The sequence below is a fragment of the Pseudomonadota bacterium genome, assembly GCA_030775045.1.
GTDB lineage: Bacteria > Pseudomonadota > Alphaproteobacteria > JALYJY01 > JALYJY01 > JALYJY01.
Window position 1 is genome coordinate 1 of record JALYJY010000041.1, and the last position, 14680, is coordinate 14680.

Below are 14680 nucleotides of genomic sequence, written 5' to 3' on the forward strand. Positions count from 1 at the left end.
GATCCGGACAAAAAGGTCGCGGATGTTGTGAAAGACCTGGCAGGCGAGCTGAAGGCGCCGGTTGTGCTCAAGGGCTTTGCCCGGTTCGCGCTGGGCGAGGGGATCGAAAAGGAACAAACCGATTTTGCCGCCGAGGTTGCCGCTGCTGCAGGAGCCGGCTGACCCAAAATCAGGGAAGGGGAGGGAGACGGACATGGCAAAAGGCTCTGCCCGCAATGCTGCTCCGGGCTCATCCCCGAAATACCGTCGGGTCCTGCTGAAGATTTCCGGCGAGGCCCTGATGGGCCATGGTGAATTCGGCCTTGATTCCGGAACTGTCAGCCGCATTGCAGAAGAGATCAGGGATGTTGTGGCCCTGGGCGTCCAGGTGTGCCTGGTCATCGGGGGCGGCAACATTTTCCGCGGTGTATCCGGCGCTGCGTCCGGCATGGACCGGGCCTCGGCCGACTACATGGGCATGCTGGCCACGGTCATCAACGCGCTGGCCATGCAGAACGCGCTGGAGCAGATCGGGGTCCAGACCCGCGTCCAGTCCGCCATTCCCATGGCCACAGTGTGTGAGGCCTATATCCGCCGCCGGGCCGTCAGGCATATGGAAAAGAACCGGGTGGTCATTTTTGCGGCCGGAACGGGCAATCCCTTTTTCACCACGGATACAGCCGCTGCCCTGCGTGCGTCCGAGATGGGATGTGACGCCCTGATGAAGGGTACCAAAGTGGACGGCGTGTATACGGCGGATCCGAAAAAGGATCCCTCGGCTACCCGTTTTGACCGGCTCACCTATATGGATGTGCTGACCCGGGACCTGCGCGTCATGGATCCGTCTGCCGTGACCCTGGCGCGGGAAAGCCGGATTCCCATTGTCGTGTTTTCTATCCACACCCACGGGGCCTTTGCCGACGTAATGGCCGGCCGCGGTCCCCACACCATTGTCAGTGAGGAGGGCAAGCCATGAGTTTTCCCGGTTTTGACGATGTCCAGCGCCGTATGGACAGTGCCGTTGAGTCGCTGAAAAAGGAATTTGCCGGTCTGCGCACGGGCCGGGCCTCGACCAGTATGCTGGAGCCCGTGACCGTGGAAGCCTATGGCAGCATGATGCCACTGGCACAGGTGGGTACCATCGGCGTTCCCGAACCCCGCCTGCTGACCGTGCAGGTCTGGGACAAGGGCATGGTGAAAAACGTGGAAAAGGCCATCCGCGATGCCGGCCTTGGCCTGAACCCCCAGCCGGATGGCCAGCTGATCCGCGTTCCCGTTCCGGAACTGAGCCAGGAGCGCCGCCAGGAACTGGCCAAGGTGGCGGCAAAGTATGCGGAACAGGCCCGGGTCGCCATCCGCAACGTACGGCGCGACGGCATGGACATGCTGAAAAAGATGGAAAAGGATGGAACGCTGTCGGAAGACCAGCACAGGACATGGTCCGAAAAGATCCAGACCGCGACAGACCAGCACATCAAAAAGGTGGACGACAGCCTGGCCGCCCGGGAAAAAGAGATCCTGCAGGTCTGATTGCCCATGCCGGAAATCCCGACTCCTGACAGATTTTCTCCGCCAGACCATGTGGCCATCATCATGGACGGTAACGGCCGTTGGGCAAAGGCCCGGGGCCTGCCCAGGACCATGGGCCACCGGCAAGGGGTCGAGGCTGTCAGAAGAGCGGCAGAGGCCGCACAGGATCTGGGCGTCCGCTATCTGACCCTTTTCGGGTTTTCCTCGGAAAACTGGTCCCGCCCGGCCAGCGAGATCGGGGACCTGATGGGCCTGCTGCGGCTGTATCTGAAATCCCACCTGAAGGAACTGCACGAGGCCGGCGCCCGTCTGCGCATTATCGGCCAGCCGGACCTGCTGCCAGAGGACATCGCCGCACTGATCCGTGACGCGGAAACCCTGACCCGGGATAACAGCCGCCTTTTCCTGACCGTGGCCCTCAGCTATGGCGGGCGGCAGGAAATCGTGGAGGCGGCCCGCCGGATTGCAGTGCAGGCGGCAGAGGGAAAACTGGATCCTGCAGCCCTGGATGAACAGGCTTTCGGGTCGTTTCTCTATACCCATGGCCTGCCTGATCCTGACGTTCTGATCCGCACCAGCGGCGAAAAGCGCCTGAGCAATTTCCTGCTGTGGCAGATGGCCTATACGGAATTCGTTTTTACCGATACCCTGTGGCCCGATTTCTCCCGGAAGGATCTGGAACAGGCCCTGCAGGATTACGCAGGACGGGAACGCCGCTTCGGAAAAGTCGCCACCCATGCGTAATCTGATCCTGAGGATCCTGTCCGCACTGGTCATGGCCGGAGTGGCTCTGGCAGCCCTGTGGACAGGCGGGTACGTATGGCTGGTCCTGCTGGCCATCGGCGGGATTCTGGCTGCCCGGGAGTGGATAGGTCTGGCGCGGGCGCTGCACCTGAATTGGCCCGCAGCGGTTGCAGCCGGGATCCTCTGGCTGGCTCCGATCCTGCTGGCCCTGTCCTGGCTGCGTCTGGATCTGGCGGACGGGTTCTGGATGACCCTGTATGTTCTCGTGGTCGTGGCAGCCACAGACACCGGGGGTTATGTGTTCGGCCGGACCATCGGTGGTCCGAAACTGCTCCCCCGCATCAGTCCGAAAAAGACCTGGGCGGGACTGGGCGGAGCCATCCTGTTCGGTGCGGCGGCAGGGGAGGGAATATCCCGGGCCTCGGGAATTCCCTGGATCATGGGTGAAGGGTTCCTGACGGGTCCTGCCTTTATCGGCGGCGTGCTGGTCATTGTGTCCCAGGCCGGTGATTTTTTTGAGTCCTGGCTCAAACGCCGGGCAGGGCTGAAGGACAGCGGCCACCTGATCCCTGGCCATGGTGGCCTTCTGGACCGCATCGATGGCCTTCTGTTCGCCGCGCCGGTCTTTGTCCTTGCAGTGATCTGTTTCACGTGAAACGGGGCTGATTCCCAAAAACACCATCTTGCGTCAACGTCCCGGATCGCCGCATAATCAGGAAAGATATATCGGGAGTTGTGGCCATGCGGTTTTTCCCCATACGGTTTTTCCAGTGTCTGGCAGTTCTGGTTCTGGTCGTGTTTTCAGGCAGCAGTGCGCTGGCCCAGACGCCGTCCCCGGCACAGGGGCCTGATCCCGCAAAGGTTCCCGCGCTGGCCTCGGTCCGCCAGCTGACGCCGGACATCCTGTGGCTGGGAAGCTGGGGCGGGCTGGACAGCTGGGCCGCCACCAGGGAAGGCCAGACGGCTGTTTTCTATACAACGGCCGACGGGATGGGCATCCTGACCGGCCCCCTGTTCGACGGCGCCGGAGCAAACATCACAAAACAGCAGGTCGAGGCTGCACAGGCCGGGGGCTACAAGCTGGGTATGGCCTTCCAGGAAGCCCCACCCCCGCCTCCTCTCCCCACCGCACCCGGACTTTCCCCGTCTCCCGTCGCGCCGATGGTTGCCGCCCGTCCCCATGCCCCGCAGCCGGCAACGGGAGCCAACATGGGCGAAACCATGTATGGCGAGCTGGAAAAAACCCACTGGTTCAGGTTGGGGCAGGAAACAGGGCCGGTTCTGTATTTTGCCTTTGATCCGCGCTGTCCGTACTGCAAGGAAGTTTTCCGCAAGCTGAAAGAAGGCGCGGCGGCGGAGGGCCGGGTCCAGGTGCGCATGGTTCCCGTCGGCCTGTTGTCCGAGGAAAGCATGATCAACGCCGCATCCCTTCTGGCGGCACCGGATCCTGCCAAAACCTTTGAGGCTTTCCTGTCCATGGGGCCCAACGCCCTGCAGGGCCTGGGCAACCAGGAATCGGGCCAGAAACTGCTGGAAAACATGCAGTTTGTCCTGCGATGGGGTATCGACGGAGTTCCGTGGCTGTCGTACCGCGGCAAGGACGGGAAAATCAAAATCCTTAAAGGCCAGCCCAAAGATCTGGACGCTGTCATCAACGATATTGCCGGATAGCCTGCCATGAGCCAGCCGCCTGACAAACCCCCTGTCCCCGCCCGGCCCGCTTCCCGCCCGGTGGCTGCAAAGCGCCAGGCTCCACTGGCGGGCGGCACATCCGGAAAACCCGGCGAGCTGACCCCGGAAATGCGCAAGGCCCTGCGCTTTGCCGGCACCCTGTATGCCCTGGTGGCGCTGGGTATCCTTCTGGTGGCCATAACCTTTGCCCTGCGGGGCGAAGTGGTAACAACCCTGATTGTCCTGATCCCCGCGGCCATTATGGGAGCCATGGCGTGGCAGTGCCTGCGCAAACTGTCCTGACCGCATGAGCGTTTTTAATATCCTGGTGACATACTGGCCCGCCTTTCTGAAAGGCCTGTTCGTCACCCTGCAGCTGTGCGCCATCATCTGGACCGGCGGCCTGGTTCTGGGCGCAACACTGGGCATGGCCGGTACGCGGCTGCCCGCAGCAATCGGCGGTCCTTCGCGAATTATCTCCTTTATCCTGGGCGCCACACCCCTCCTGGTGTTCCTGTTCTGGATGCACTATTCGCTGCAGGGGATGCTGGGGATCGTGATCGATCCTTTCTGGACAACGTCCTTTATCCTGACCGTCCTGAACATCTTCGGCGTGGCCGATATTGTCCGCACGGCCCTGGCTGATTTTCCGCGCCAGTATCTTGTGGCCGCACAGGTCACGGGCCTGACGCGCCGCCAGACCATCTTCCGGATCCAGCTTCCCCTGATCCTGCGCAGTACCCTGCCGTCCCTGTTGCTGCTCCAGGTGGCCATGCTGCACGCCACCCTGTTCTCAAGCCTGATCTCGGTCGAGGAAATCTTCCGCATGGCCCAGCGGATCAATTCGCAGATCTACAAACCTGTAGAGATCTATACGGCCATGGGCGTGTTCTTCCTGGCCCTGTGCCTTCCGGTCAATGGCCTGGCCTGGATCCTGCGACAACGTTATACGAGGAATATCTCGGAGCACTGATTTTCCGGCAGCAGGGCCGGGACTATCCCCGTATTTCCTTCAGCCTCTCGACTTCCCGGCGCAGGGTGTCGCTGTCCGTTTTCAGCTTGCGGATGGCTTCGATGAGGGGGCCGGCCAGATGATCATAGGACACATATCTGATTCCCTCATTTTCCACGACAAGCTCGGGGAAAACCTTTTCCACGTCCTGGGCAATGACCCCAAGACCTTTCTTTCCGTCCTTTTTCCAGACATATGAGACGCCTTTGATCTCAAGAAGCCTTTCCAGGGCATTGGCAATGGGCCTGATATCTTTCTTCAGGTTTATGTCCGAGCCCGAGCAACGGGTACACGTTCCGCCGACAAACAGGTCGCCGCCGATGGCAACATTGCCCCCGAAAAATGCACTTTCCATTCCCCTGCTGCCAACGACCAGCGCTGCAGTGGCCTGATCGGAAGGGTTCGGACCTATTTTGACCTGACCTTCAAGGGTTGCAGGTCCCAGCACCCGCATGCTGGCAGAAGCCCTTACAAAAAGACTCTGGGCGACATCCGCCCGGCTTACAGACAATGTATTTGACACCACGTCCATAAACTCTCCCCTGTTGCCGGAGACCGTTCCCCTGGCGACAATATCGCCGTCCTGTTCCATTTTTGCCTGCCAGCCGGAGGCACAGTTTGTTGTACAGCCAGTGAATACTCCGGATTGTGTGTTGATATCTCCGAACACATGCAGTGTCATCGGCGTCCCCGTGCCATCCGGGTGCACTGTACTGATATTCGCCCCCGTCAGACTGAGCGTGTTCAGCAAACTCCGCCCGTTCATATCAATATCGGTATTCATCCGGTTGAACTCGGGGTTGCCGGCCACTACGTCCCGGTACAGGAACGGCGCCCCCAGATCCGTCGTTGCAAACATCGTTCCCGTGATGATGTCCCCCGCAGCCATGGGAATAACGCCGCCAAAGTCAGACACAGGGCGGGTCCATCCGCCGTAAGCTCCGCGAATCACCATCGCACCCGGAGGCTCGTCACTGTAGATGGTCCCCGCATCCGCCCCGGTCATTCCTACGATTCGCGCCGCCCGCAGGTCATCCACAGGGATTGTCGCGCCGGTCGCAGCCACAAAGGTTTCCACATTTCCGGCATTGTCATGCTGCACCAGTACCTGGTACCGCTGGCCCAGCGGATTCGTGTCCGTGGTGTTCGGTGAGAGATAGGCCGGCTGCAGCTCGGGCATCGGAGACGCAGGATCATCCACAACGCCGATGATGTGCCACTGATTCGGGGCGAGAAGAACGATTCGCGGCCGCTCGACCTGCGAATACCGGTTCGCAGCCTCGGCAATGGCCTTTGTCTGCCGGGCCACAGCCTGGTCCTGAAGCTGCTGGTTCATGCCGCCGATCAGGCGCCACACCCCGGCAAACAATACGCCAAGCACGGCGAGGCCAATGGCGAGCTCCACAAGGGTAAAGCCGCGGTGGCGGACAGAAGAGATGTTACGAAATATACGCATCGTTTGCCCTCTGGAGTGACCTCCTGGGTCATGATCCTTCAATTATGAAGAGAAAAGATGAAGAATCTGCCAGGAAAAGGAACAGGTCCTTCTTCCTGCACCGGATGGGGAAAACATGCAAGGGGAGGGGGCTTTGTATGGATCGTCTCCACTCTCATTGTCATCCTGAGGGAGTGGAACGACCGAAGGATCTTCTTGCTGCTCGGGAAAGATCCTTCGCTGCGCTCAGGATGACATCAGAAAGAAATTCTCATTCCGGTGCTCTGATTCACTCCGCCTCAGCCATGGCGACAGGGCCCGCTGCGAAGACGGACAGCATGGCGGGCATAAAGGCTTCCATGGCGGCTCCGCCCGGTGTGGTGACCAGGTTGCGGTCCGCGGCAACCGGGGTTTCGGACCACAGGGCGCCCAGGGTTTCCACAGGGCCTTTCAGGTCCGCCGGTCCTGTCACCGTCCGTCCGGACAGCCGGGAGCCGGCCAGGGCCAGAAGCTCCAGCGCCTGGCTGATGGCTGCGACGGGCTTTCCCCCGTCCATGAAGGTGTTGATGATCCGGCGCGAATGGGCGCTCTGTTTCAGTTTGGCGATACTGCGTGTTCCGCCGGGCAGCAGCAGGCAGTCGAAATCGGACGCCAGCGTTTCTCCCACCGGCAGGTCAATGGTGTGGTAGTGACCCCAGGTATTGCCGTGCCATCCGTTGGCCAGGCCGGAATCCACCGAGGCTGTTTTCATGCTGGCCCCGGCTTTCATCAGGGCGCGCTGGCATCCTGTCAGTTCGGTCTCTTCAAAACCGCTGGCAATCAGGACAAGAACTTTTTTCCCGGCAAGGGAAACGGGCTGACTCATAAAATCACAACTCCTTGAACAACAAGAATGAAAAAGGGAAAAACCAGGGATACCGGAACAGACCTCAGAACTGACCCCCTGTTCCGGGCCGCCACGCGGGCGGCTTTGCGGCAGGATTGGTGAGGCGGGCATCGGGGCGGATGCGGTCCGTGCCGCCCCCCACATAGTAGGGAATGCGAACCCCCATGAAATCGTCCACATCCTTCCACACAGCCTTGCGGATGGTGTCGGTTTCCATCCACAGCTCGTGCCTGGCGCCCTCGTATGTTTTCAGGGAGGTTTTCGACAGGCGGGTAGACAGGGCCTGCTGGGACCGGAAAGGGACAATCCTGTCATCCGGCGCGCTGAGGATCAGCTTGTCACAGCCGGACAGGGCTGCCATGTCGGTCTTGCCCAGTTTTTCCAGTGCGCGGAATGTGGCGTCCATCCAGCCAAAGGTCGGCCCGCCACAGCGCAGGGCCTGCTCCTGGTCCAGCCACTGACGCATCCGGTCAAACCGTCCCTTGTCAGAGGTCAGGGGATTGTTCTCAAAGGGTATTTTCGCCGGATCAAAATCGCCCTGGCCAAAGGCATAGGTTTCGGCAAATCCTGTGTTGCAGCCAAAGGAGGCCAGCGCGCGGGCGGTGCGGCGGGGAAAGGGCTCGGTCACCAGGTCAGCCATGGGCGAGGTGAAGATGATGCCTTCCAGATTGACGGGGTTTTCCGCCAGGTACAGCAGGGCGATCAGGGCGCCCATGGACTGGGGAAACCAGAACACTTTCCCCTCAGAGGCAAAGCGCACCATGCTGTTCATGAACAGCTTCATGTCCGCCACGTGGTCGTCATAGGATCGCACATGGCCGCGCTGCGGGTTTTTCGTCAGGCGGGACGATTTTCCCTGTCCGCGCCACTCGATGGCCAGGACACGGCCCTTGCGCTTGTTGATTTCCCCGGCCAGCTCGTCATACTTCTCGATGAATTCACCGCGGCCGGGCAGGATCACCACGGTGAACGAGGGGAACTGCACCGGCTCCCACCGGCCACAGCGGATCCTTTTCCCGTCCGGCGTGTCAAGCCAGCGGAAGGCGGCGGTGCATTTCAGGCGCGGGGGTTCAAAGAAAGACAATGAGTCTGCAGGTCCCGGATAATCTTTTTCCACTGCGAACAAATAGGGTATACACAGGGGCTGAATCAAGAGTTTCCTGCGGAATTCTTTCAGCATGAGAATATACCGGACCACCCGCGACCTGCCCGAGGACGCCCGGCGCGCTGTGGTGGCCATGGGCAATTTCGACGGCGTCCACAGGGGGCACCAGGCTGTGCTGGCGCGGGCGGCAGAGGTTGCGGCCGGTTATGGTGCGCCCCTGGCGGTCATGACATTCGAGCCGCATCCACGGGCCCTGTTTGCCCCGGAAACACCGCCGTTCCGCCTGACGCCCTTTCGCACAAAGGCCAGGATCCTCCAGGACATGGGGGTGGAGATCCTGTACGTCATCCATTTTGACCGCGTGTTCTCTGAAATGGCCGCCGGCCAGTTTGTGGAGGATATCCTGGTGCGGGACTGCGCCGTCCGGCACGTGGTCACGGGCGGGGATTTTGTGTTCGGCCATAAACGCTCGGGCGCTGGCGCCATGCTGCAGGACGCCGGCCAGCGCCTCGGGTTTGGCGTGACGCTGGTGCCCCTGACGCTGGGGGAGAATAGCCAGCCGTGCTCCTCCAGCCAGGTGCGAGCCCTGCTGCAGGCCGGGCAGCCAGAGCAGGCGGCGCAGCTTCTGGGCCGGCCCTGGCTCGTCGAGGGGCTGGTGCGGCAGGGGCAGCAGCGCGGCCGGACCATCGGCGTTCCCACGGCCAATCTGGATCTGGGGGAATACCTGCGTCCCGCCTTCGGGGTCTATGCGGTGCAGGTGGGGCTGGAGGACGGTCGCACCCTGTCCGGTGTGGCCAACATTGGCCGCCGACCCACCGTGAACGAGGGAACTGATGTGCGGCTCGAAGTGCACATCCTGGACGCCGGCGCGGATCTGGACCTTTATGATCGCCATTTGCGCGTGGGGCTTCTGTCCTTTATCCGGCCCGAACAGAAATTCGAGGACCTGGACGCCCTGCGGGCCCGCATCACGCAGGATATGGACCAGGCCCGGAATATCTGTCACCAGCATGGGCTGTAGGGAAGAAGGCTCCCACCCTCTCCCCACATGTCATCCCGACCGGAGCGTAGCGGAGTGGAGGGATCTCCTTCCGCATGAGATCCCTCGACTATGCGTCAATTGCATGACGCTTCGCTCGGGATGACAGGCTTGTTGAAACAGGCTTAACGACAGAAAACATGACGGAATATCGTGCATGAAAGAGATTTCTGGCGCATAATGGAGCTGCAAGGAGTACGGGTCATGCCGGTCATCGAGATCTATTCCACACCCTTCTGCGGTTACTGCAGCCACGCCAAGCGCCTGCTGGAAAGCAAGGGCGTGTCATCATGGACGGAAGTCGACATCATGCTGGAACCTGCCCGCCGGGACGAGATGATCAAGCGCACCGGCGGCCGCCAGACGGTGCCCCAGATCTTCATCGGCGGAAAGCATGTGGGCAGCTATGACGACCTGCGCGCCCTGGACAGGGACGGCAAGCTGGAGGCCCTGCTGAAGGACTAGAATGTGTCATCAACTGACGGATAATGGCCATCTGACTTCAGCTTTTTCCGCTTCCGGTGCTCACGCACATTTATGTACGCTCCGCTCCGGTTCTCGAAAACTCTTGTCATCTGGCTCATTCTGCGTCAGTTGATGACACGTTCTGGTCACCCCTGACTCTGGAGAAAACAGACAATGAGCCATCAGACAGCCCATGGCGGGGCCAATACTGTCCCGCCTTTTTCCCCGTCCGGTGAGGTGGCCTTCCTGGTGCGGGTCTATAATGCACAGCTACCCGCCTTTGGGGATTTTATCGGGTTCATCCTGGACCGGTCCCGGCGTACGGGGGAAACCACCGCAACAACCTTGCAGGATATGGTTTATGAGGCTCTGGATCATTTCGAGCCGGTGAAAGCCTGGGGAGGGAAAAGTCTGTACTTCATGCTTTATTCCCTGGGGGATCTGGCAGGTCTGTGGAAAGCGGCGGAAAATATCCCGGACGCAGAAGCCCATACTCTCCTGTCTCCGTTCAGAACGGTTGATTTCGCGGCCCTTCTGTCAGCCTGCTGCCGGTCGACCCGCCCCGGGCTGATCGCCGGAATTTCTGCCATAGCGGCCTGATCCGCATGAACATCGTCCAGACTCTGACCGTGACAGCGGACGAGGCCGGGATGCGGCTGGATCGCTGGTTCCGGCGGCATTTCCCGCAGGTGACGCACGGTCAGCTGCAGAAGCTGCTGCGCACGGGCCAGGTCCGTGTGGCGGGTAAACGGGCCAGCGCGGATACCCGGGTGGAGGAGGGGCAGGCTATCCGCATTCCCCCCCTGCCGTCGGCTTCGGCCCAGGAAGAATCCCGTGCCCCACGGACACCGAAAACCGCACGGGCCTCGCAGGATGACATAAAGGATCTTCAGGCCCGGGTGCTGTACCGGGACGACGATGTACTGGTGATCAACAAGCCCGCCGGCATGGCGGTTCAGGGTGGAACCGGTGTCGGGAAAAACATTGATCTTCTGCTGGACGTGCTGCAATTCGAGGCCAGCGAGCGGCCACGACTGGTGCACCGGCTGGACCGGGACACCAGCGGTGTTCTGGTGCTGGCCCGCACGTTGCCGGCGGCGCGCAGGCTGGGGGAGCTGTTCCGCGGCCATGACGTGCGCAAGTACTACTGGGCTGTGACCGTGGGAACGCCGGTGCCGTTCCAGGGCCGCATCGACCTGGCCCTGTCGAAACAGGGCGGGGCAGGGCGGGAGAAAATGGCTCCCGATGAGGATGAGGGGAAAAACGCTGTCACCCTGTACAGCGTGGTCGAGCCTGCCGGGAAAAAAGCCGCCTGGGTGGCCCTGTGGCCCGTGACGGGGCGCACGCACCAGCTGCGCGCCCATATGGCGGCCATTGGCACGCCCATCCTGGGCGACGGGAAATACGCCGGGAAGGGGGCTTCCCTGACGGGTGTGGAGCTGTCCCGCGACCTGCATCTCCATGCCCGGCGTATCATTCTTCCCCATCCCCGCCGGGGTATGATCGACGTGACTGCACCGCTGCCGGATCATATGAAAAAAACCTGGAAGTATTTCGGGTTTCACCAGAAGGATGACGGCGATCCCTTTGCCGCCGCAGAGGCCTGATCATGGTCCCCCGCCGCAAGCGCCTGGTCTTCCGCAGCTGGCACCGGGGCAGCCGGGAGATGGACCTGATCCTGGGACCCTTCGCCGACCGTCATGTGCCCCTGTTCACCGACCGCCAGCTGGCCCTGTACGAGACCCTGCTGGAGGAACAGGACCCTGTGCTGTACGACTGGATCCTGGGCCGCGTCCCGGTTCCTCCCCGCCTGCAGCACGACGTGATGGACCTGCTGCGTTCCTTCTCCGCATCTGCAGTCCCTTAACCATATCTTAAGAAAGATAGGGTTCTATGTGGGATACCGGCCGGGAGTGTATCCGGCCGCAGGCAGAGGAGCGGGAGGAAGGACATGGCCTCCATATGGAACTGGAAAAAATATATGCGGGAATGGCGGGTTGCGGCTGCCGTTGCCCTGACGTCGCTCAGTGCGTTGGCGGCCCCTCTCACCGGACGCTCTGCAGAAGAAAAAACAGTCCGCACTTCTTCCAGAGTGACGGAAGCCGGAACCCGCCTGGACTGGGATGCCATGGATGACCAGCGCCGGGCCGAAGTGGCCAGCGTGGTCTTCGGGACTGAAGGCACTTCGTGGGACACTGTGACCGAGAGTGGCGAAACCTGGCACCGCGTGAATATCAAAAAGCTGGCTTTCGGGGCTTCTCTTGGCGCGAAAAATACTCCCCATCTAGCCATTCTTGAATCAACCCTGGCAGCTTTGGGCTGTGCGCCGGTTTTCGATACGGACGCCAATGGCAACATGTATCTGAAAGTATCCGCCCGGCGCGGCGCGGTTCTGGGAGATATGTCACGGTTCCTGCAGGGCGGTCCGGAAGAAATTTCCCTGGCACTGGAAAATGCCCTGGAATTCGAAAGGACGGTTACCACCCCCGGTGTGCATGCCCGCCGGCCTTCTGTCATCAGGCCTGATACGCACAATACTGTGGCTTCTGTCGGGGGTGGAACACCGGTTTCGGTATCCGGAAAAAAGGATCCCACCATCAGCATCAGGGGCAGCTCTGCCCGGTCGCGGCCGGCTTCGCAGCCGGAAGCCGGACCGGAAACCGGAAAGGCGGAGAAGAGTGTGGATCCGGCCCTGGCCCGCGCTATCACGGAATTCGGCTGGATCAGCACCAGCATACCATCCGCCTTTGCCCTGGTCCTGGGGTCGGAATCAAGGCGTGGCAAGGTCAATTCCGGCCTTCAGAAAGAAGTATCCCGGGTTTATGGCCTGCTGCGGCAGGCAGGGCTTGAGTTCCGGGAGAAAACCTTGGGATGGGAAGAGCTGAAAAAGCTTTTTACTCTCTCTCCCGGACCGATGTTCGGGATAAAGGTCGATGAAAAAGGAAACGTTGACCCGGTTCATGAAAAAAGAGCAGCAGCAATTTCCGAGAGGGTTTTCATTGTCGGTGGCGAGAAATTCCAGGCCATCATTGATGCCGACAATGCCCGGCGTGAGGCGGAGCTGGCGGAAAAAGACCGCCTGACAAGGGAAAGGTCTGCCACCAGGGCTGCTGCAACGCTTCAGGACAGCATGGTTTCTTCCGAATTGCGGGAAATGGCGCTGCAGGACATGAAGGATGCCGGCTGGAAACCGGATGGCGGGAAGGGATACCGTCTCCCACTGGGTCGGCCGGAAGATCTGAAGACAGGAGTACTGCGGGAACTTGTTGACACGCTGTCCGCCGGGGGTGTGTCATACAGGATGCGGGAAACCTTCGGGTCTGCATTTGTCCAGTTGCCGGGCCAGGACAAACCGAAATACCAGGAAGATCCGAAGCGGGTCTTTTTCCGGATGGATGTCGCCGACGGCGAGGCGCTTGTGCGGATGTTCATGAAGCGACGGGAAAGTACGTCTGTTTCCGTTGTGGCTCCGCCCGTGATGCCCGCTGTAGTCTCATCCGGCCGGGGAGCAACGCCGGCGGCAGCCCGCACACCGACCGTCTGATCAGGCCTGCTTTTTCTCCCGCAGCGGCTTCAGGGCTGTGCTCCAGGCGATGACCTGGTCCAGCAGGGTGGTGAGCGACTTTTCGTGCCGCGGGTCGGGTTTGAAGTCCTTCATGTTTTCAAAGTCGGTGAACAGTGACAGGACCACCTGGGCGCGTACGTCGGCGATCTGGAGTTCCCCCATCACCAGGCGCAGCTGTTCCACGGCGCGCGTTCCCCCGGTGCTGCCATAGCTGACAAAGCCGGCGGCCTTGTTGTTCCATTCCCGGTACAGAAAGTCGATGGCGTTTTTCAGGGCGCCCGGAATGCCGCGGTTGTATTCGGGCGTGACAAAGACAAACGCGTCGAACGAGGCAACCTTTTCCGACCACACCTTTGTGTGCGGCTGCGCGTACTGGCCCATGGACGGGGGCTTGGGCTCGTCCAGCAGGGGCAGGCTGAAATCCCGCAGGTCCACCAGCTCGAACGCCGCGTCGGTTCGTTTCGTGGCCTGCCCATACACCCACTTCGCCACGCCTTCGCCCACCCTGTTGGGCCGCGTGCTTCCGATGATGACAGCGATTTTCAGCATGGTTTTCCCCCTTCAGACAGCTGCGCAGACCCCGGCAGGCTATCACACCTGTAGTTGAAGGGCAGGGGGATTTGGTAGTGGTGCCGATGGAGGGAATTGAACCCCCGACCTTCGCTTTACGAAAGCGCTGCTCTACCCCTGAGCTACATCGGCCCTGAAGGCGGGGACAGTACCGTCCTGGATTCCCGAACGCAAGGGGGTGGGCACTCCTGTTCCCCTTGATTGTCATCCTGAGCGAAGCGTTACGGAGTGACGCGAAGTCGAAGGATCTCCCTTATCAGGAGAGATTCCTCCACTCGGCCTTGCCCCGGTCGGAATGACAACAGGGAAGAAGACTGGCAAAGCCGGGGGATTGCCTTGCCTTTGCGCCCGGACTACTGTCTGTCGCGGAACAGACATGGATGTGAAGGACATGGCCAATCCCGTTGCTGTTGTTTTTGGTGGAAGCGGCTTTATCGGCCGGCATGTGGTCCGCCATCTGGCCCGGGCCGGCATGACGGTCCGCGTGCCCACGCGCAATCCCTCTGCCGCCACGTTCCTGCGGGTCAACGGCCATGTGGGCCAGATCGTGCCCCTGCGCTGTGACCTCCGTGATGAGACCCAGGTTGCTGCCGCGGTTCACGGAGCGCAGGTGGTTATCAACCTGATCGGCATCCTGTATGAATCCCGCCGCGGTGACTTCCAGCGCATCCATGTGGAC

Annotated in this window: 19 protein-coding genes and 1 tRNA gene; 15 read left to right on the forward strand and 5 right to left on the reverse strand. The window is 61.1% G+C overall.

Annotated elements, in window-relative coordinates; all coding sequences use genetic code 11:
* From M3O22_05030 to M3O22_05065, 8 genes are all read left to right on the forward strand, one after another.
* Positions 1-162: elongation factor Ts (locus tag M3O22_05030; GenBank protein MDP9196119.1), on the forward strand; the 162-nt coding region annotated here is incomplete at its 5' end.
* A 31-nt stretch (positions 163-193) separates the two neighbouring features.
* A complete protein-coding gene (gene pyrH, locus M3O22_05035; GenBank protein ID MDP9196120.1) occupies positions 194-955 on the forward strand; it encodes a UMP kinase in 762 nt (253 codons plus the stop codon).
* On the forward strand, positions 952-1509 hold the full coding sequence (gene frr / locus M3O22_05040) for a ribosome recycling factor (GenBank protein ID MDP9196121.1): 558 nt from the start codon (positions 952-954) through the stop codon (positions 1507-1509). The genes pyrH and frr overlap by 4 nt, the downstream gene beginning before the upstream one ends.
* Before the next feature lie 6 nt (positions 1510-1515).
* The gene (locus tag M3O22_05045) at positions 1516-2253 is read left to right on the forward strand and encodes an isoprenyl transferase (protein ID MDP9196122.1); all 738 of its coding nucleotides are present in this window, start codon (positions 1516-1518) and stop codon (positions 2251-2253) included.
* Positions 2246-2908, forward strand: coding sequence for a phosphatidate cytidylyltransferase (locus tag M3O22_05050; protein ID MDP9196123.1), 663 nt, complete (start codon positions 2246-2248; stop codon positions 2906-2908). The genes M3O22_05045 and M3O22_05050 overlap by 8 nt, the downstream gene beginning before the upstream one ends.
* Before the next feature lie 86 nt (positions 2909-2994).
* Positions 2995-3924, forward strand: a complete 930-nt coding sequence (locus M3O22_05055; GenBank protein MDP9196124.1) for a thioredoxin fold domain-containing protein — start codon at positions 2995-2997, stop codon at positions 3922-3924.
* A 6-nt stretch (positions 3925-3930) separates the two neighbouring features.
* Positions 3931-4227: a hypothetical protein gene (locus tag M3O22_05060; protein MDP9196125.1), complete on the forward strand. Its 297-nt coding sequence runs from the start codon at positions 3931-3933 to the stop codon at positions 4225-4227.
* Positions 4228-4231: 4 nt separating this feature from the next.
* Positions 4232-4897, forward strand: coding sequence for an ABC transporter permease subunit (locus tag M3O22_05065; GenBank protein ID MDP9196126.1), 666 nt, complete (start codon positions 4232-4234; stop codon positions 4895-4897).
* Between the two features lie 22 nt (positions 4898-4919).
* Here M3O22_05065 and M3O22_05070 read toward each other — a convergent pair whose 3' ends face one another.
* The 3 genes from M3O22_05070 to M3O22_05080 all read right to left on the reverse strand — a co-directional run bounded on the left by M3O22_05070 (position 4920) and on the right by M3O22_05080 (position 8341).
* Entirely contained in the window at positions 4920-6392 is a 1473-nt protein-coding gene (locus M3O22_05070) for a tail fiber domain-containing protein (protein ID MDP9196127.1), read from the reverse strand.
* 268 nt (positions 6393-6660) lie between these two features.
* A complete protein-coding gene (locus M3O22_05075) occupies positions 6661-7236 on the reverse strand; it encodes a DJ-1/PfpI family protein (protein MDP9196128.1) in 576 nt (191 codons plus the stop codon).
* A 64-nt stretch (positions 7237-7300) separates the two neighbouring features.
* Complete coding sequence (locus tag M3O22_05080) at positions 7301-8341, reverse strand: alpha/beta hydrolase (GenBank protein ID MDP9196129.1); 1041 nt, start codon at positions 8339-8341, stop codon at positions 7301-7303.
* Positions 8342-8435: 94 nt separating this feature from the next.
* On the opposite strand from M3O22_05080, the gene M3O22_05085 reads away from it, so the two are divergent.
* The 6 genes from M3O22_05085 to M3O22_05110 all read left to right on the forward strand — a co-directional run bounded on the left by M3O22_05085 (position 8436) and on the right by M3O22_05110 (position 13410).
* Positions 8436-9383: a bifunctional riboflavin kinase/FAD synthetase gene (locus M3O22_05085; protein ID MDP9196130.1), complete on the forward strand. Its 948-nt coding sequence runs from the start codon at positions 8436-8438 to the stop codon at positions 9381-9383.
* 222 nt (positions 9384-9605) lie between these two features.
* Positions 9606-9866 carry a glutaredoxin 3 gene (gene grxC, locus M3O22_05090; GenBank protein MDP9196131.1) on the forward strand — a complete coding sequence of 87 codons (261 nt, stop codon included), beginning with the start codon at positions 9606-9608 and terminating at the stop codon, positions 9864-9866.
* A gap of 174 nt (positions 9867-10040) precedes the next feature.
* Positions 10041-10466: a hypothetical protein gene (locus M3O22_05095; protein MDP9196132.1), complete on the forward strand. Its 426-nt coding sequence runs from the start codon at positions 10041-10043 to the stop codon at positions 10464-10466.
* Between the two features lie 5 nt (positions 10467-10471).
* The gene (locus M3O22_05100) at positions 10472-11473 is read left to right on the forward strand and encodes an RluA family pseudouridine synthase (protein ID MDP9196133.1); all 1002 of its coding nucleotides are present in this window, start codon (positions 10472-10474) and stop codon (positions 11471-11473) included.
* A 2-nt stretch (positions 11474-11475) separates the two neighbouring features.
* Positions 11476-11733: a succinate dehydrogenase assembly factor 2 gene (locus tag M3O22_05105; protein ID MDP9196134.1), complete on the forward strand. Its 258-nt coding sequence runs from the start codon at positions 11476-11478 to the stop codon at positions 11731-11733.
* Between the two features lie 84 nt (positions 11734-11817).
* A complete protein-coding gene (locus M3O22_05110; protein ID MDP9196135.1) occupies positions 11818-13410 on the forward strand; it encodes a hypothetical protein in 1593 nt (530 codons plus the stop codon).
* Here the strand turns inward: M3O22_05110 and M3O22_05115 are convergent, their stop codons facing one another.
* Entirely contained in the window at positions 13411-13980 is a 570-nt protein-coding gene (locus M3O22_05115) for an NAD(P)H-dependent oxidoreductase (GenBank protein MDP9196136.1), read from the reverse strand.
* Positions 13981-14058: 78 nt separating this feature from the next.
* Positions 14059-14133, reverse strand: a tRNA-Thr gene (locus tag M3O22_05120).
* A gap of 244 nt (positions 14134-14377) precedes the next feature.
* On the opposite strand from M3O22_05120, the gene M3O22_05125 reads away from it, so the two are divergent.
* The coding region (locus tag M3O22_05125; GenBank protein MDP9196137.1) for an SDR family NAD(P)-dependent oxidoreductase at positions 14378-14680 on the forward strand (303 nt) is incomplete at its 3' end.